This is a genomic window from Mesorhizobium sp. B2-4-7 (assembly GCF_006442685.1).
In the GTDB taxonomy this organism is placed as follows: Bacteria; Pseudomonadota; Alphaproteobacteria; order Rhizobiales; family Rhizobiaceae; genus Mesorhizobium.
In genome coordinates this window covers 240517-258259 of the sequence record NZ_VFVH01000007.1, presented here as the reverse complement: position 1 = coordinate 258259, position 17743 = coordinate 240517, and the positions used below count along the sequence as shown (strand labels likewise).

General features: G+C 61.1%; 17 protein-coding genes and 2 pseudogenes. 15 read left to right on the top strand and 4 right to left on the bottom strand.

Annotated features, from left to right (window positions below):
- Positions 1-88 precede the first annotated feature (88 nt).
- The 7 genes and pseudogenes from leuC to FJ946_RS20255 form a co-directional block, all read left to right on the top strand.
- Positions 89-1495, top strand: a pseudogene (leuC, locus tag FJ946_RS20285) (3-isopropylmalate dehydratase large subunit); the annotation flags it as partial.
- Entirely contained in the window at positions 1492-2130 is a 639-nt protein-coding gene (gene leuD, locus FJ946_RS20280; protein ID WP_140522766.1) for a 3-isopropylmalate dehydratase small subunit, read from the top strand. The pseudogene leuC and the gene leuD, both read left to right, overlap by 4 nt.
- Positions 2127-3005 (top strand): isocitrate lyase/PEP mutase family protein, encoded by an 879-nt coding sequence (locus FJ946_RS20275; RefSeq protein WP_181165395.1) that lies wholly within the window; start codon positions 2127-2129, stop codon positions 3003-3005. Before leuD ends, FJ946_RS20275 begins: the two co-directional genes overlap by 4 nt.
- 114 nt (positions 3006-3119) lie before the next feature.
- Entirely contained in the window at positions 3120-4112 is a 993-nt protein-coding gene (locus FJ946_RS20270; protein ID WP_181167710.1) for an ABC transporter substrate-binding protein, read from the top strand.
- 44 nt (positions 4113-4156) lie between these two features.
- Entirely contained in the window at positions 4157-4927 is a 771-nt protein-coding gene (locus FJ946_RS20265) for an ABC transporter ATP-binding protein (protein WP_281405704.1), read from the top strand.
- On the top strand, positions 4924-5676 hold the full coding sequence (locus tag FJ946_RS20260; RefSeq protein ID WP_140522773.1) for an ABC transporter permease subunit: 753 nt from the start codon (positions 4924-4926) through the stop codon (positions 5674-5676). The genes FJ946_RS20265 and FJ946_RS20260 overlap by 4 nt, the downstream gene beginning before the upstream one ends.
- Positions 5673-6503, top strand: coding sequence for an ABC transporter permease (locus tag FJ946_RS20255; protein WP_140522775.1), 831 nt, complete (start codon positions 5673-5675; stop codon positions 6501-6503). The genes FJ946_RS20260 and FJ946_RS20255 overlap by 4 nt, the downstream gene beginning before the upstream one ends.
- A 661-nt stretch (positions 6504-7164) precedes the next feature.
- On the opposite strand, the gene FJ946_RS20250 is transcribed toward FJ946_RS20255, so the two are convergent.
- Positions 7165-7608, bottom strand: a complete 444-nt coding sequence (locus tag FJ946_RS20250) for a hypothetical protein (protein WP_140522777.1) — start codon at positions 7606-7608, stop codon at positions 7165-7167.
- A 68-nt stretch (positions 7609-7676) separates the two neighbouring features.
- Positions 7677-8141: a metalloregulator ArsR/SmtB family transcription factor gene (locus FJ946_RS31565; protein WP_210239480.1), complete on the bottom strand. Its 465-nt coding sequence runs from the start codon at positions 8139-8141 to the stop codon at positions 7677-7679.
- A 161-nt stretch (positions 8142-8302) separates the two neighbouring features.
- Between FJ946_RS31565 and FJ946_RS20240 the strand changes: the two genes are divergently transcribed.
- The 6 genes and pseudogenes from FJ946_RS20240 to FJ946_RS20215 all read left to right on the top strand — a co-directional run bounded on the left by FJ946_RS20240 (position 8303) and on the right by FJ946_RS20215 (position 13194).
- A complete protein-coding gene (locus tag FJ946_RS20240; protein WP_140522779.1) occupies positions 8303-8812 on the top strand; it encodes a hypothetical protein in 510 nt (169 codons plus the stop codon).
- A 10-nt stretch (positions 8813-8822) separates the two neighbouring features.
- Positions 8823-9362, top strand: a complete 540-nt coding sequence (locus FJ946_RS20235; protein WP_140522781.1) for a hypothetical protein — start codon at positions 8823-8825, stop codon at positions 9360-9362.
- Between the two features lie 172 nt (positions 9363-9534).
- A pseudogene (locus tag FJ946_RS31250) lies at positions 9535-9966 on the top strand (ion channel).
- A gap of 198 nt (positions 9967-10164) precedes the next feature.
- Positions 10165-11133, top strand: a complete 969-nt coding sequence (locus FJ946_RS20225) for a GAF domain-containing protein (RefSeq protein ID WP_140522783.1) — start codon at positions 10165-10167, stop codon at positions 11131-11133.
- A 142-nt stretch (positions 11134-11275) separates the two neighbouring features.
- On the top strand, positions 11276-12793 hold the full coding sequence (gene adh / locus FJ946_RS20220) for an aldehyde dehydrogenase (protein ID WP_140522785.1): 1518 nt from the start codon (positions 11276-11278) through the stop codon (positions 12791-12793).
- Positions 12794-12834: 41 nt separating this feature from the next.
- Positions 12835-13194, top strand: coding sequence for a DUF779 domain-containing protein (locus tag FJ946_RS20215; RefSeq protein WP_140732257.1), 360 nt, complete (start codon positions 12835-12837; stop codon positions 13192-13194).
- Between the two features lie 46 nt (positions 13195-13240).
- On the opposite strand, the gene hemN is transcribed toward FJ946_RS20215, so the two are convergent.
- Entirely contained in the window at positions 13241-14590 is a 1350-nt protein-coding gene (hemN, locus tag FJ946_RS20210) for an oxygen-independent coproporphyrinogen III oxidase (protein ID WP_140522789.1), read from the bottom strand.
- A 160-nt stretch (positions 14591-14750) separates the two neighbouring features.
- Here hemN and FJ946_RS20205 point away from each other — a divergent pair, with 160 nt between their 5' ends.
- Positions 14751-15479: a Crp/Fnr family transcriptional regulator gene (locus tag FJ946_RS20205; protein WP_140522791.1), complete on the top strand. Its 729-nt coding sequence runs from the start codon at positions 14751-14753 to the stop codon at positions 15477-15479.
- 2 nt (positions 15480-15481) lie between these two features.
- Here the strand turns inward: FJ946_RS20205 and FJ946_RS20200 are convergent, their stop codons facing one another.
- On the bottom strand, positions 15482-16018 hold the full coding sequence (locus FJ946_RS20200; RefSeq protein ID WP_224680308.1) for a hemerythrin domain-containing protein: 537 nt from the start codon (positions 16016-16018) through the stop codon (positions 15482-15484).
- Between the two features lie 105 nt (positions 16019-16123).
- On the opposite strand from FJ946_RS20200, the gene ccoN reads away from it, so the two are divergent.
- Entirely contained in the window at positions 16124-17734 is a 1611-nt protein-coding gene (ccoN, locus tag FJ946_RS20195) for a cytochrome-c oxidase, cbb3-type subunit I (RefSeq protein WP_140522793.1), read from the top strand.
- Positions 17735-17743: the final 9 nt, after the last annotated feature.

Here is a 17743-nt window from a genome sequence, read left to right as displayed (position 1 = left end):
AAAAGTCATGCCAGTTCACGCGCCGCCGACGCAAGCAGATGGCTTAGCAGCCGTTGCAACGTCTTCGGCGCGAGCTTCGGCCTCCTCCACTGGGCCGAAGACCGTCTTCGAGAAGATCTGGACCGCCCATCTCGTTCGGCAGTTGGATGACGGGCGCGACCTCATCTTCGTCGACCGGCACGTGCTGCAGGAGACGACGTGCGCCGCCGCTTTCGCGGGTTTGGAAAAAACCGGACGGCAAGTGCGTCATCCGGAGCTTACCCTTGCAACCCAGGACCACATCATCTCCACGGCGCCGGGTCGTACCGAGAACACCAATCCGGAAGGCCGCGAGCTCCTTTCCCTGATGCGGACGAATGCGTATCGGCACCACATCCGCCACTTCGGCGTCGGCGATCCGCGCCAAGGCATCGTGCACGTGATTGCGCCGGAACTGGGAGTTGCACTGCCGGGCAGCGTGCTGGCCTGCGGCGACAGCCACACCTCCACCGTCGGAGGGATCGGCGCGCTTGGCATCGGTGTCGGCACCAGCGAGGTCGAGCATGTGCTCGCGACGCAGACGCTTGCGCTCGCGCGGCCGGAGACCATGCGTGTCTCCTACGAGGGTACGCTCGGGCCGGGCGTAACCGCCAAGGACATGATCCTGCGCACCATCGGCGAATACGGCATCGCCGCAGGTCGCGGGGCGGCGGTCGAATACGCGGGGCCGGCGGTGCGGGCGCTCTCCGCAGAGTCGCGGCTGACACTCTGCAACATGTCGATCGAGTTCGGTGCGCGCCTCGGCCTCATAGCCCCTGACGAAACGACCTTCGACTATGTCCGTGGCCGCGAATTCGCACCCGCCGAGGCGGATTTCGAGCTCGCGCTGGCCTATTGGCGAACGCTGCGGACAGAGGCGGACGCCGTCTTCGATCGCGACGTCACCATCGATTGCGACAAGATCGTTCCACAGGTTACCTGGGGAACGACGCCGCAAGACGTCACGGGCATCGACGGGCATGTCCCCTACCCCGCCTCCTTTGCCGATGTGAAGCGCCGCGAACTCGCTGCTGCCGCAATTCGCTACATGGGGATCGAGCCTGGCAGTTCACTCGAGGGTATCCCGATCGACATCGCCTTCATAGGCTCCTGCACGAACTCACGTCTTGCGGATCTCGAAGCGGCGGCGGCCGTCGTGCGCGGGCGGAAAGTCGCTCCGAATGTTCGCGCGCTCGTCGTGCCGGGCTCCATGTCGGTGAAACGCGCAGCCGAAGACAAGGGCCTGCACCACATCTTCCGTGAAGCGGGCTTCGAGTGGCGCGATGCGGGTTGTTCCATGTGCGTAAGCATTAATGAGGATGTGGTCGGTCCGGGCCTGCGCTGCATGGCGACCAGTAACCGCAATTTCGAGAACCGGCAGGGGCCGCGCAGTCGCACCCATCTTGCGAGCCCCGCCATGGTCGCCGCTGCGGCGCTCGCTGGTCACATCACCGATGTCCGTAAGGGGAATGCATGAGAGAGCCCTTCGCCAGTGTCAATGGCGTGGTGGCAGTGATGCCGCTGAGCAACGTCAACACGGACGCGATTATCCCGTCGGCCTATCTGCGGTCCGCGATGGCCGACCTCGGCAAAGGCCTCTTCGGCGGCCATCGCTATGATGAGGCCGGCCGCGAACGGCCGGATTTCGTGCTCAACCGGCCGCCGTTCCGCGCTGCAAGCATTCTCCTGGCGGACGAGAACTTCGGCTGTGGAAGCTCACGCGAGGCGGCCGTCTGGGCATTGCAGCAGTTCGGCATCCGTTGCGTGCTGGCGCCGAGCTTCGCCGACATCTTCTACGAGAACAGTTTTCGCAATGGCCTGCTTGCCGGCTTGATCGACGCAGAGACATTCGCCGCGCTGGCCGCAACGGTCGAGAGCCGTCCCAGCAACCCAGTGTTCACGGTCGATCTGACGATGTCGGAGATCGCTGCGCCGGACGGGCACATCTACGCTTTCCGGGTGCCGGCGATGCGCGCTGAGGCGTTGGTGCGTGGCGACGATGAAATCGACACGACGCTTCGCCACGCCGCCGAGATCGAGGCTTATTATGCCGCCGGCAAGACAGGTCGCGGCTGGATCTACCGGCCCGTGGAAGGGGAATGGAACACATGACGCGTACGACCATCCGTGAGGCGCTGGCACAGGAGACGCCGCTCGTTACGCCGCTAGCACATGACGCGCTCTCCGCCAGGCTGATCGAACAGGCCGGCTTCAAGGCCTTCGCCATAGGCGGATCGGCGTTGCTCGCCGCCCGCCATGCCTATCCCGACATTGGACTGATCGGGCTGACCGACATGGTCGAGGGCATTCGCGATATCGCGGCTGCATCATCGCTGCCCTTCTTTGCCGACGCCGATGACGGTTATGGCGACGTGAAGAGCGTGGCGCGTACGATCGCCGCTTATGAAGCGATCGGCGTTCGCGGACTTCTCCTGGAAGACCAGAGTCGTGACCATAAGCAGCAGCGTGCCGACAAGGCGGCCGCGGTGGTCGAGGAAGCGGTGATCGAGGCGAAGCTTCGTACCGCCCTCGGTGCACGGAGGTATCCCGAGACTTTTATCATTGGCCGCACGGACGCCTATGGCCCGCTCGGCCTCGACGCGGCTATGCACAGGGCGGAACGCTTTCTTTCCGTGGGAGCTGACGGCATCTTCATCGCGGGGCTCCGCACCGAAGCGGATTACCGGAAGGTTGGTGCCGCCTTCAAGGGCGCCTATCTGTCGGCTGCCATGTTCGAGGGCGGCGATACGCCCTGGCTAAGCCCCGCCGAACTCGGCGCCATGGGCTTTACGCAGGTGTCCTTTCCGGCAAGCATCATCTTTCGCGTGGTCGCGGTCATGCAGCAGGCAGTCTCCGCGCTGCGGCGCCATGCCGAGGGGACGGAAACACTGCAGCCGCTCGCCAACGGCGTGGCCGTGCGCGGGATCCTGGATCAGGCAGTCAATCTCGACCACTGGCGGGCGATCGAAACTCCCGGGGCGAGGTAGGACGTACTGGAGTCGCCTTTCCGAGGGTATGAATGCCGCGCAAGCAGTGGCCTTGGCATGGCAAAGAGAGTCACGGGCTTAGCGACGCCCGGAGAATTGAAAAGGGAGGAACTTATGAAAGTATCGAATGCATTCTCGCGTCTAGCGGTTCTCGCTGCGGCCAGCCTGGCGCTGGCGGGCACGGCGCAAGCCGAACAGATCGTTGTGAGCAACTACGGCGTCTCGGCAAACGGAATGCCTTTTGCCGTGGCCATGGAGAAGGGCTTCTTCAAGGAAGAGGGCGCCGACGTTACAGGCATCCTTTCCTCGGCCGGCGGCGGCACGACGCTGCGCAATATGCTCGCTGGCGACGCGCCATATGCGGAAGTCAATCCGAATGCCATCATCGCGGCGATCCAGCAGGGCGCCGATATCAAGATCATCAGCGACAACGTGCTGACAGTTGCAGAATTCATCTGGGCAGTGAAGCCGGATTCGCCGATCCAATCGGTCAAGGACCTGAAGGGCAAGAAGATCGCTTTTACCAACCCTCGCTCCACCAGCCAAGGCTTGGCAGCGCTGGTCTTGCAGGCTGGCGGCCTCAAGACTGAAGACGCCGAGCTCGTGAAGACTGGCGGTTTCGGCGAAGGCGTTGCGGCGCTGGACACCGGGCTTGTCGACGTCGCGCCCATTCCAGAACCGCTGTGGTCGAAGTTCAAGGACAAGTATCGGCCTATCGCCAAGGCCTCCGATCTGCTGCCGCCCATCGCCAATGTGCTCGGTGCCGCTGCTGGCTCGGCGGCCGAGAAAAAGGGCGATTTCATCAAGGCGGTGATCCGCGCCCGCCGTCGCGCGGTGGAGTTCATGGCGCAGAATCCCGATGAGGCAGGCGACATCATCGCCAAGGTGTATAATCTCGAGCCAGAAGTAGCGCGCAGCGCGGTCAAGAACCTCGTGGACAGCCGTACCAACGGCATCGAATATTGGGGCACGGGGCAGATCCACCTGGACGGGCTAGAGAAGTCCGTCGAGGTGCAGAAGATGATCGGCGCCCTGAGCGGCGACGTCGACCTCAAGGCAATAATCGATACCCAGTTCCTGCCAGACGATATCAAGGAATTGAAATGACCATTTCGCAAAGCGCACAGGTCGCGCTGCGCGGCGTAGACAAGGTGTTCACCCGGCCGGGACGGCCGGGTGACACCGTTCACGCACTCGGCGCGATCGATCTTGAGTTGAAGCAGGGCGAATTCTTCGCCGTGGTGGGGCCGTCCGGCTGCGGCAAATCTACCCTACTGGAACTCGTCGCGGGACTTTCGACCGCGACCCGCGGCGAAGTCACCTTCGAAGGCCGGCCGATCGCCGGCCAGATACCGGATGGCGTCGGCGTCGTCTTCCAGGAAGATGCCTCCTTCCCCTGGCTTACGGTCGCCGACAATATTGCCTTCGGGCTGCGGCGCATGAAGATTTCGCATCAGGAGCGCGAAGAACGGATCGCGCGGGCGCTCGCGATGATGGGGCTCACATTCTTTGCCAAGAGCTATCCTGCCCAGTTGTCTGGAGGTATGCGCCAACGCGTATGCATCGCCCGGACGCTAGTGACGGAGCCGCGGCTCATTCTGCTTGACGAACCGTTCGGCGCGCTCGACCAGCAAACCCGCCTCCTGATGGGCGATGAGGTGCTGAACCTCTGGCGCAAGACCGGCGCGACGGTCTTCCTCATCACCCATGCGCTCGATGAAGCCGCCATGCTTGCCGATCGCATCGGGGTGATGTCGGCCCGACCCGGACGGCTCATCGATATCGTTAAAACGGACTGGCCGAAGGATCGCGACAGCCGCATCGTGCAGGAGGAGCGCTTCGGGACAATTACAGCCCGGCTCTGGCGTTCGCTGCGCGAGGAATCGCTCAAGGCGATCGGCAAGATGGAGGGGGCGGCATGAAGAGCGCCACATTCTGGCGGATCGGTATCGTCGTCGGCTTCGTCGGCCTGCTCGAAGTCTTGTGCTTTGTTGGGGTCATCCCCCACCTCACGATGCAGCCGCCGCACCGCATCGTCATCGATCTCGTCAAGATGTTGGCCTCGGGCGCGCTCAATGCCGCGATTGCCAAGACGTTGGGCAACGCCGCAATCGCCTTCGTCATTGCCGTTGTCACCGGGGTCGCGAGTGCTATCGTCATCCATCAGTTCGAGCGTGTGCGCGACACACTCGACCTGGTCTTCGCGACCTACTATGCGATCCCGGTCTTTGCTTTCTACCCGCTCCTGATTATCCTCTTCGGGCTTGGTGACGCACCGCAGATCTTCATCGGAACCATGCTGGGCGTCGTCGCTGTCATCGTGAATACGTTGAATGGCCTGGACCGGGTGCCGCGGGTGTTCCTCAAGACCGCCAAGATGGGCCATATGTCTGCGGTCGAGACCGCGTGGCGCATCACCCTGCCTTGTGCAGCACCTTATATCCTCACGGGGGCCAAACTCGCCGTCGCCTATTCGCTGATCGGCATCATCGGCGCCGAATTCATCATGTCGACGGGGGGGATGGGCTACGAGATCAGCTTCGCCTACAACAACTTCGACAATGCGATCATGTATCCGCTCATTCTGCTGATCCTGATCGTTTCGATCACCATCAACGCGCTTCTCGCCCGCTGGGAGAAGAAGCTCATGAACCGGCGGGGGCTTCGATGAGCAGCAAACTGCCTCTCAACGCGGTCGTCTCCGGCAAGGTCGATACGGTTGCGTCGACCGAGACCCGGTCAGCCGCACAGGACTTCCATATTCCCGACGGCCTGCGCAACGGCGTCACCCTCGTTGTCGCGCTGCTCGTCTTCTGGCAGATCCTCTATTGGATCGTGGGAGAGGTCGCGCTGCGCTCGCCGCTCGAGACGCTCGGCTTCACGGCCCATCTCGTCACAACCGGGCAGTTCTGGGTTCATCTTACCGAGACCGCCCAGGCCTTCGGCCTCGCGCTCCTGTTGGCGGTCGTCATCGGCCTCGCGATCGGTTTCACGCTTGGCCTGAACGGCGCCATCGCCGAGGTTCTCGAGCCCATGCTCGTCGCAGTCTATTCGATCCCCAAGATCACGCTCTACCCGATCCTGCTGCTCGCCTTTGGGCTTGGCATGTCGGCGAAGGTCGCATTCGGCACGATCCACGGCGTCATTCCTATCGCACTCTTCACGATCAATGCAGTGCGAAACGTCAAGCGCGTTTACGTCAAGACCGGGCACGTCATGCGCCTGAACCCTGCCGACATGATCGCGCGCATCGTCCTGCCGGCCGCCATGCCGGAGATCTTCGCCGGCATCCGGATTGGCTTTTCGCTGACGCTGATCGGGACGCTGCTCGGCGAGATGTTCGCCTCACAGCGCGGCCTCGGTTTCCTCCTGATGAACGCAATCGGCTTGCACAACATAGACCTCATCATGGCGCTCACTTTCCTGCTCGTCGTCATTGCGGGCGTCTCCAGTAGCCTGCTGCTTTATCTCAACCAGCGGCTTTATGGACGCGCCTAGCTAAGCCCCGGATCTTTTTGTTTTGAGCGTGCAATCTTTGTCGAGCTTGGCTCTTCAGAAACGACCCGGCGCAACCATGGAAGTGCTCGCCGATAAGACAGCCGAAACGCCGCATTCGAGACGGATGAGGTTGTAGCCAGGATCGTACGGCTGGTCGTGCCGCGAAGGCTTCACCGCGCCCGCTCCAAGGCGGATATACTGCCTCCATCACGGCACGGTGTCTGTGCTTGTGGCCGAAGAGGTGCAGGATTGCACGAGAGGTCAAAGCATCGTTCACAGCGCCTCCGTCAAAGAGCCAGTCGATTGGATGATGGACGAGCACAAGGCGACTGTATTCGGCACCAGCCGTTTGTAGGACTCAGAAAGATGTCGCTGGCCCTGTCGTCTTCAGTACGGCCAAACGGTGCCATGACCCGAGAATCTCTCGCCGAAGAGCTTGAGAGTGCGGCCGAGTGCCATTGCGGACATGTCGCGGCCGGATCTTCAAATCATCCTTCGCCGCGGTGCCTTGATGTTCCGAAACCTCGCTGGCTTTCCTTGAAGCCGGCGACGGACGATGCGCTCGCCTTGATCGCCTCTGTGATGAGGATCTGGGCTTGGAGATTACTTCTCCACAGTTCTCCGGGCAAGGGCGGTCAGGCGAAGCGCAATTTCATCCGGCTCATCGCGCGCGGCAGCGCTGGAATGTTTCCGGATCATCGGACGACCAGGAAAAGCCGTGCAGGGACAGGCTTATCCTGTTGGGCTCCGAACGCGAGAGCTCGACCGTGCCTGCGCTCATCGGGCTGCCGCCCTTGTAGCATTGGGCGGCAACGCGCAGCGTTTTTCCGTCAACGTGCGGTTCGCCGAATTCGCAGCCGACCTCATAAAAGGTCAATCCCGACGGCAGAACCTCCAGCACATCGACTTCCCCGTTCTCCTGCTCGCAGCGCAGCGGATCGGTCGACCATTTGCCGAGGAAGTCGTTCGGCATCTTGGCTTGGACGGCTGCCGGCAGGAACGACGCCAGTGCGACAAGGACCGCGAGCGAACGCTTAGCCCCGGCGCGGCGATGGCTGTCCGAGCTGGATTGCCTTTTCAGCATGACCGATCTGGTCATAAGCATGGTTCTCTCCTTTCTGCTGCCCGCCCATTCACAGCCGCGCCGGCCCTATTCAGGATTGACAGCGGCAATCAGGCAGTCCTTTCCTTGACCTTGTTGGTTCTGGGCCTTGCGCGTTTCGGCGGCGCGGATGCCGTCGCCTTGGCCTTTGCAGCCAAGCTCTTCGCGGCTGAGGCCTTTGCCACCGGGATTTTGGCGACTTGCTGATCCTTGGCGCCGGGCGCCTTTGCCTTCCTGGCCAGTGCCTTGCTCTCGCGGCGGATCGGCCGGCCTACCGGGCAGATCTCCTGCACAAAGCCGGTTAACGTCGAGGCCAGCGTGTTAGGCGCCTGGCGGTAATAGACGAACTTGCCGCGCTTTTCGCTCAACACCAGGCCGGCATGCTCAAGCAATTGCAAATGCTGCGAGATCGACGGCTTCGACATGTCGAAGCGCCCGGCGATGTCACCCGCGCTTAGTTCGTGATGCGCAACATAGGCAAGGATCTTGCGGCGTACCGGCGAGGACAGCGCCTCAAAGATGAGTTGGATGGACATACGACAATGCTACACGACAGCAAGTCGATTAGGCAATCAATTAATTGTTGACGCATTGACGATAAGCTGATTACCTAAATGACGAAACGAATTCGATCGGGGCTACAGGGGCGGGAGACAAGGCTGACCGCCGATGGCGGACGGCAAAGAAGGATGGCGAGATGCGCCCGGCCCTGAAAACCTTGCTCAAGATCGCCTTTGACATAGTCGCCACGATCGCCTTCTTCTACCTGGCCATGCTCACGGTGCCTTACGCGGTCGGCTTTCCTGTCGCCGGGCTGATGCGTCTCTTCTCATTAGGTGCTGGGTTTGTGGCGAACACCTGGATCGGCCACCAGTCCTTCCTGACGGATGCCCTGCTCGACACTTTGGGCATCACGTATCTGATGTTGGTCTTCGCCGTCGGCATTGAGATCGTGCGCCGGCTGGTCGGGTCCCGATCGATCTGGCTCTATGTCGTCGGCGCCTTCGTCACGATGGCGGTCTATATCGGCCCCGCATCCACAGCACCCCGTCCGGCTAGTGCCTTCGCGCTGGCACTACCGCTGATGATGGCCGCTGGATACGGTGCCGGCTACTGGCTGGTGACCATCCGTCTGCGCGCCGCTGTCATCCAGTTCGCCAGGCGCCTGATCTGCGGCCCCGACGCCAAACCCTGCGTGTTCTCCTGAGGATATCAAAATGTCTGCTTTGCGCCTTACATCTCTTTTGCGTTTTTCAACTCTGGGGTTCTTTACGCTGTCGGCATTAGCGTTGCTCGCCATCGCCACCGGCAGCGCTATGGCGGCGCCGGCGAAGGATCTCTACAAGCTCTGCCGCCAAGTGAAGAACGACGACGAGGTCCTCCCCTATTCGCACGCGCTTTACGCCGGCACGGTCAGGGCGTTCAAAAAGCTGTTTCCAGATGCCAAGATCGTGCCGGAGGAACCGGAACTCGAAACCCAGGTTCACTATCGCTGCATGAATGGCAAGCTGCTGGCCTGCTTCGTGGGCGCCAATCTGCCCTGCACCAAGATGAACGCCTCACGCGACAATCCTGGCGCTGACGAATTCTGCAAGGCGAACCCGAATGAAGACTTCGTGCCGGCCGCGGCGAGCGGCCACGATACCGTCTATTCCTACAAATGCCAGGACGGCAAAGCTGTGGTCACGGGTGATACTTGGGCACTCGACGAGCGCGGCTTCGCCAAGAAGCTTTGGGCCGAGGTAATTCAACATTGAGTTTGGTTTTGGCGCCTCAACGCTCTTCACCTCACTTGGGCCGAGACAAAGGGGCGGCAATTCCAGAGCATCAGTCAGGGCGGCTTCGGGAGGGGCAACGACACTGCATGCCCGTTACAGATTTGATCTCGCACGACGTCTGGTCGTGAGCTCGAATGGTAGAGACTCGCCTGTGGCTCTCAATCTCCTTATCGGTACCATCGTGATCAGCCTGACGGTACTGATTCATATCTTTGGCCTCATCGAGGTCACACACCCGGTGGGGGGTGCCTTGTGTCCCGTTTTCGCATGCACGGGCGCCGCAGCCGCATCGTCGCGATGACGCGTGGTGATGGGTCTCTTTGCCGTCATGACGGCAAAGATCTGGCTTTGGGCGGGGTTGTACCGGATGCTCAACATCTTCGCCGACTTTGAAACTGCATTGTACTTTTTCCACCATCACCTTCTCGACTGTTGGCTACGGCGACATAGTGCCTGCCCTTGCGTGGCGTGTCCTGGCGGCACTCGAATGCGTTAACGGGTTCTTGCTCATCGGCTGGTCGACCGCCTGTCTCATCGCAGCCGGCACCGCATCGGACCGTCCAAGGCGGGCGAGCATTTCTGACCAGTTGGTGCTCAGGTTTGCTCCCGATCAATACTGTACGGGCATTCTGTTGGTACGCTCTTACGATCGGGTCAGCCATGATTTGGCCGACGATCAGCAGGAGGGAGAGATCTGCCTTTCTGCTTCTTTGGACGAATTGACTATGACCTGATCGAACCGCAGACCGGGAGGAAAGACATCAGAGTTGGGAGGATAAGCATGGGAGAAGATCTATTCGGTCATCATGCCGACCGCATCCAGGCGGCGATTGCGTCGGACGCTGCGGCGAAATCCGCCCTGGTTGCCTCCTGGCGACGGTCTTCCAATTTGCATCGACTCGAACCAGCCGATTGCAGGCCTCCACATTATCTGACGGAGGCCGAACTGGGACAGGCCCGGCAACGAATCGAACCTCTCATTTGCGCTGCCCAAGCGAGTCTCGACCGTCTCTATCTCGCAGTAGGCGGCGTGGGATGCTGTGTCCTGCTCGCCGATCGCGACGGCGTGCCTGTCGAACGGCGCGGCGCGCTCGTGGACGACGAGACGTTTTATTCCTGGGGTTTGTGGACTGGCTCCGTCTGGAATGAGGAAAGGCAGGGCACCAACGGGATCGGCACCTGTCTGGTTGAGCGACGCCCGCTGACAATTCACCGCGACCAGCATTTCCATACGCGCAATACGCTGCTCAGTTGCACCACCGCTCCGATCCACGATCATGAGGGGAATCTTGTAGCCGTGCTTGACGTGTCGTCCTGCCGGGCTGATCTGACCGAAGCCTTTGTCAATCTCATCTCGATGGCTGTGGTCGACGCGGTGCACCGGATCGAGATTGAGAACTTCAAGATGGCATTCCCGAAGGCGCGAATTCTGCTGGCGCCGGTGACCAACAAAGGCTCTGGCGCGCTGATCGCCGTTGACGCGGACGATCTCGTGGTCGGCGCGACCCGTTCGGCCCGCCTGGCGCTTGGCATCACACAGCAGTGTTTCGACAAACCAATGCCTGCCGCCGATCTGCTCGGCTGGGCTGAGATCGGCCCTAAAGTTCTCGCTGAGGCAGAGCGTGGAGCCCTCCAGCGTGCGCTCGCGCGCGCTGACGGGAACGTCTCAGCCGCAGCTCAGGCGCTGGGGATCAGCCGGGCGACGCTTCACCGCAAGCTCAACCGTCTGGATGTCCGCCGGTCACACTGACGCCCAAGCTCTCATAACTGTCGCAATTCTGCGACACATCCTACCCGACCAGCGTGACCGGCGCGGTGACAAGCACCGCCGAAAATCGCAAGTGTCTTTCGAAGCGTCGCATCCCGCGACGTCAGCTTTGGGAGGAAGACGCATGAACAAGGTTGAATTCTCACGCTCGGTCAAGGCGCCCTTCGACAAGCGCTATGGCAATTTCATCGGTGGCAAACGGGCCGAGCCCCGCTCTGGCCGCTATTTCGAGAACTTCTCGCCGGTGAATGGCCAGCTGCTATGCGAGGTAGCGCGCTCGGACGGCCAGGACATCGAGGCGGCCCTGGACGCCGCCCATGCCGCCAAGGACGCCTGGGCGCGCACCAGCGTGGCCGAGCGCTCCCTTATCCTCAACCGCATCGCCGATCGCATGGAGGAAAACCTCGATCTCCTCGCATGCGCCGAAACGTGGGACAACGGCAAGCCGATCCGCGAAACGACCGCGGCCGACCTGCCTTTGGCCATCGACCATTTCCGCTATTTCGCCGGCGCGGTGCGTGGCCAGGAAGGCAGCCTTTCGCAGATCGACGACGACACTGTCGCCTATCATTTCCATGAGCCGCTCGGCGTGGTCGGCCAGATCATCCCGTGGAACTTCCCGTTGCTGATGGCATGCTGGAAACTTGCTCCCGCGTTGGCGGCCGGCAATTGCGTCGTCCTGAAACCTGCCGAGCAGACCCCGGCTGCCATCCTGCTCTGGGCCGATCTCATCGGCGATCTTTTGCCGCCGGGTGTGCTCAACATCGTCAACGGCTTTGGCCTCGAGGCCGGCAAGCCGCTGGCTTCGTCGCCGCGCATTGCCAAGATCGCCTTTACCGGCGAGACAACGACGGGCCGGCTGATCATGCAGTATGCCAGCCAAAACCTGATCCCGGTGACGCTCGAGCTCGGCGGCAAGTCACCCAACATTTTCTTCAAGGATGTCGTCGCCGAAGACGACGATTTCTTCGACAAGGCGGTCGAAGGCTTCGTCATGTTCGCGCTGAACCAGGGCGAGGTGTGCACCTGCCCGAGCCGCGCGCTCATCCAGGAATCGATCTACGACAGGTTCATGGAACGCGCCCTCAAGCGCGTCGAGGCGATCGTGCAGGGTGATCCGCTCGATCCGGCAACGATGATCGGCGCCCAGGCTTCGTCCGAGCAGATGGAAAAGATCCTGTCCTATATCGATATCGGCCGCCAGGAAGGAGCCGAGTTGCTGACCGGTGGAGCGCGCAGTCTTCTGCCCGGCGATCTGGCCGGCGGCTACTACGTCCAGCCTACGGTGTTCAAGGGTCACAACAAGATGCGCATCTTCCAGGAGGAGATTTTTGGGCCGGTGGTATCGGTCACGACCTTCAAGGACGACGACGAAGCGCTCAGCATAGCCAACGATACGCTCTACGGCCTCGGTGCCGGTGTCTGGACACGCGACGCCAACCGTGCCTATCGCTTCGGCCGCGCGATCCAGGCTGGCCGCGTCTGGACCAACTGCTACCATGCCTATCCCGCGCATGCGGCCTTCGGCGGGTATAAGCAGTCCGGCATCGGCCGAGAGACCCACAAGATGATGCTCGACCACTACCAGCAGACGAAGAATATGCTGGTCAGCTACAGCCCGAAGAAGCTTGGCTTCTTCTGATCGGCTCAAGGGCGCGGCTCCGCAGGGGACCGCGCCCCAAGCTGGATCGAAAACCTAATGCATACCAGGTCACGGCAACGCCGGCAGCGCTTGAACTGATCGCGGAGATCGTTGCCGAGCACGGTCCAGTGCTGTTCCATCAATCCGGCGGCGGCTGCGACGGCTCTTCGCCGATGTGCTATCCGCTGGACGAATTGATCGTCGGCGATCGCGATGTCTTGCTCGGCCATATCGGTGATGCGCCGTTCTACATCGGCGCATCGCAATTCGAGGCCTGGAAGCATAACGATCTCATTATCGACGTGGTGCCAAGCCGAGGCGGCATGTTCTCGCTGGACAACGGAAGGGAGAAGCGGTTCCTGACGCGGTCGACGATCTGCGCTGTCCAGATCGGGATGTAGGCCTTTCCATACGATTTGGGCGAGCATTTCTGACCGCAGCCGATGTTCAGACCGCCACGGAATGCCTCGCCTTGCCGGTTTCGAAATACTTGTCGAACTTCGCCGCGACGCTTCTGACAAAGGGGCGGCTTTCCAACGGCACGACGAAGCGGTCACCGTCAAGTTCAAGCAACCGGGCAGGGTCAAGAAGGGCGGTGGAACTCGCTCTGCCGAGAAGCCTTTGGCCAGCTTCGCCAAAGCGCTCGACCAGGTCGATCGCTGAAAAGCCGGAATCGCACATCAGCCGCTCGATGATCCACCCGCGAGCGCGGTCGTCGTCGGACAAAGCAATTCCGCGGACCGCAGCCAACCCACCGTCATCCACCATGCGGCCATACTCGGCGGTCGAAGGCATGTTCTGTACATAGCCTTGCCGGAATTGGCTGATGGATGACGGGCCGAGGCCGATCAAGGTTTCGCAGCGATCCTCGGTGTAGCCCTGAAAGTTACGACGCAACATCCCCGCGTGCGCAGCAAGCGCCAGCGCATCGCCCGGTTTGGCGAAATGGTCGAGCCCGATTGCTTCGTATCCCTGGTCGAGTATGGCGCGAGCTGCCAGTTGCGATTGAGCGAACCGCTCCTCCGGGCCTGGCAACCAGGCCTCGTCGATCATTGTCTGATGTTTCTTGAACCATGGCACATGGGCATAGCCAAAAAGGGCGATCCGATCGGGTTCGAGCGTCAGCGCCTGCATGACAGTGGACAAGACACTCTCCCTGGTCTGGTGCGGCAAGCCGTAAAGCAGGTCCAGGTTGACCGACTCGACGCCGCGTGACCGAACGCCGTCGACGACTGTCTTGGTCTGCAAGAAGGTCTGTTCGCGATTGATGGCCTTCTGCACCTTCGGATCGAAATCCTGGACCCCGAGGCTCGCCCTCGTCATGCCGATTTCGGCAAGTGCGTCGAGGCGGGCTTCGTCCATATCGTTGGGTTCGATTTCGACGCTGATCTTGGCGCCGGGAAGAAATGAGAAGCAGTTGCGCAGAACGGCTCCCAGCGCGACCATGTCCTGTGGTTTGAGCATCGTCGGTGAGCCGCCACCGAAATGGACGGCACGTACCCGGCCCTTGCCTCCGGCGAGACTTGAGACGGTGGCGATCTCCGCATGCAGTGATCTCAGATATTTGGTGACCGGTTCGTAATGGCGTGTCTGCTTGGTGTGGCACGCACAGAACCAGCAAAGCTTGTCGCAATAAGGGATGTGCAGATAGAGCGAGATCTCGTCGCCCTTGTTGAGCGCCTTCAGCCAGTCGCGACAAACGGCGGCATCGACGCCCGGATGAAAATGCGGCGCCGTCGGGTAGCTCGTATAACGCGGCACGTTTTCACCAAGCCTGGCAATTAATTCTGGCCGCATCTCGATATCTGCTCCGATGTGTATTGCACGATCCTGCTCACATCGGACAATGGCAGCCTTGATCTCGGTCAATGATATCTCGCCGCGGACAAACTGCCGCAACGGATTTCTCGGGCCGATACTATATCCTGCCAGTACTTTGGGTTCGCGGACGACCACGATGACAGTGCGTCAGGATGTACATAGCGCCGGCATTCCCGTGCTTTGCCAGTCATGCGAAGCGCGGCATCATGGCGTTTGCGGCGCGCTCGATCCGGACCAACTGGTGGGCCTCGCCAAGACCTCATCGAAGCATACCGTTGAAGCGGGCGTGGAATTGATCGGTGATGCCGAGGCCATCGACAGTTACGCGAATGTGCTTTCCGGCGTGGTCAAGCTGACGAAGAGCCTTTCGGACGGACGCCAGCAGATTGTCGGGCTTCAATTTGCTCCCGATTTTCTGGGCCGGCCCTTCAAGGTGGAAAGCGCGATCAACGCCGAAGCCGCAACCGCGGTCTCCCTGTGCTCGTTTCCAAGGGCCGTCATCGAACGGATGATGAAGCAATCGCCGGGACTGGAGCATCGTCTCTTCAAGCAGACGCTGAACGAACTCGATGATGCCCGCGACTGGATGGTGATGCTGGGCCGCAAGAGTGCTTCGGAAAAGGTGGCGAGCTTCCTTCTCATGATCGCCAAGAACATCGACCCCACGCTTGATCCGACCGCCCAGTCGACACGTTTCGACCTGCCTTTGACCCGCGCCGACATCGCCGATTTCCTCGGCCTGACGATCGAGACTGTCAGCCGTCAGCTGAGCCGGCTGCGATCAGATGGCGTGATCCGCATCGAGAACAATCGGCATGTTAGTGTCGATAGCTTGAATCGGCTGCAGAGCCGCTCCGGCGCCTAGGCTCAATCGACAAACCCGATCATCGGCAGGACATGCTCGCGCTCGAAGGCGATATGCCGGCGCAGGCTTTCGAAGAAACCGCGCAGCATGAACCCAACCGCCTCGGCGTTGTCGATCGTCTTGCCGTGGCCGATCGCCAGCAACATTTCGGTCACCTCACCGGCAAAGCACTCGTCCTCGATATGCTCGGCGCTCAATCGCCTTGCTGAACCAAGGTCGGCATCACTGCTGGCCAACGCGGCCTCGTAGGCGGGAAAGATGACCGTCTCTTCGTATCGATGACTGTCGCGCAACAGCGGAACGATTGCGTTGGCTACGCTCAGGCACGCCAACGTGTCGACCTTGGGCAACGTGTCCGCGATCCTTTCCAAGACGTCGCAGAGCTGCAGTTTTTCTAGGTGTGCACGTTTCATCACCGCAGCAAACGCTGTCGGTATCGAATTTTTGCCGGCTGCATGCGGCGGAAATGGTCCCCCTGCTGTCTGCGAGTTCAACGGCAATCTCCTGATCGTTCGCAGGACCAAGCCTGCCCACTCCAAATGCAAATGACTTTGACATGGATCAAGGCGGCGACGTGCCGGCTGCGGAATTGGTGTTGCCGCGGATTGGCGCCCGCGCAGGGAATCCGAGGTCGGGGATATGTCATGAAGTTCGGCACACAAATCTTCGCGTTGAGCCTTTTTACATTCGCGGCTTTGGTGGCCGCCGGCTTCGGCGTGGACCAGCCATTCCGGCAGCACATGTGGGTGCTGTTCTTCGTGCTGCTCGGTTTTGTCGCCATCCTCATTCGCAACTCAAGCTTCGAAGTGACCGCACCGATCGACCCTTCCGCCTACATGGACGGTCCGATCCGCTACGGGGCCATCGCCACAATGTTCTGGGGCGTGGTTGGCATGCTGGTCGGCGTGGTTATCGCGCTGCAGCTGGCCTACCCCGATCTCAACATTCAGCCTTGGTTCAATTTCGGCCGCTTGCGGCCGCTGCACACTTCCGGGGTCGTCTTCGCCTTCGGCGGTAATGCGCTGCTGTGCACCTCATTGTACGTCGTGCAACGCACTTGCCGCGCCCGCCTGTTTGGCGGCGATCTCGCATGGTTCGTCTTTTGGGGCTACCAGCTTTTCATCGTAATGGCCGCGACAGGCTACTTGCTCGGCATCACCGAGAGCCGCGAATACGCCGAACCCGAATGGTACGTGGACATCTGGCTGACTATCGTCTGGGTCGCTTACCTCATCCTGTTCCTTGGCACGATCCTGAAGCGTAAGGAACCGCACATCTACGTCGCCAACTGGTTCTACCTGTCCTTCATCGTGACCATCGCGATGCTGCATGTGGTCAACAACCTTTCGATGCCGGCCTCTTTGCTCGGTTCCAAGAGTTACTCCGCCTTTTCGGGGGTCCAGGATGCGCTGACGCAATGGTGGTACGGCCACAACGCGGTCGGCTTCTTTCTCACCGCCGGCTTCCTCGGCATGATGTATTATTTCGTGCCCAAGCAGGCGAACCGGCCAGTCTATTCCTACCGGCTTTCGATCATCCATTTCTGGGCGATCATCTTTCTCTACATCTGGGCCGGGCCGCATCACCTGCACTACACCGCCCTGCCCGACTGGGCGCAGACGCTCGGCATGGTGTTCTCGATCATGCTGTGGATGCCGTCCTGGGGCGGCATGATCAATGGTCTGATGACGCTGTCCGGCGCCTGGGACAAGCTGCGCACCGACCCGATCATCCGTATGATGGTGATGGCCATCGCCTTCTACGGCATGTCGACCTTCGAAGGCCCGATGATGTCGATCAAGGCGGTCAACTCGCTATCGCATTATACCGACTGGACCATTGGTCACGTGCACTCCGGTGCGCTCGGCTGGGTCGGCATGATCTCGTTCGGCGCGATCTACTACATGGTGCCGAAGCTCTGGAACCGTAACCGGCTCTATTCACTGCGGCTGGTTACCTGGCACTTCTGGCTGGCGACCCTGGGGATCGTCGTCTACGCCGCGGTCATGTGGGTGTCCGGCATCATGCAGGGCCTGATGTGGCGCGAATACGACGAGCAGGGCTTCCTGGTCTACTCCTTCGCCGAAACGGTCGCAGCCATGCACCCCTACTACGTCATGCGCGCCATCGGTGGCGCCATGTACCTCTCGGGCGCCCTGGTCATGGCCTGGAACATCGCCATGACCATCCTCGGCCACCAGCGCGAGGAGCAACCGATGCCTGGCTCCGTTCCCGCCCTTCAGCCTGCCGAATAAGGAGCCAGA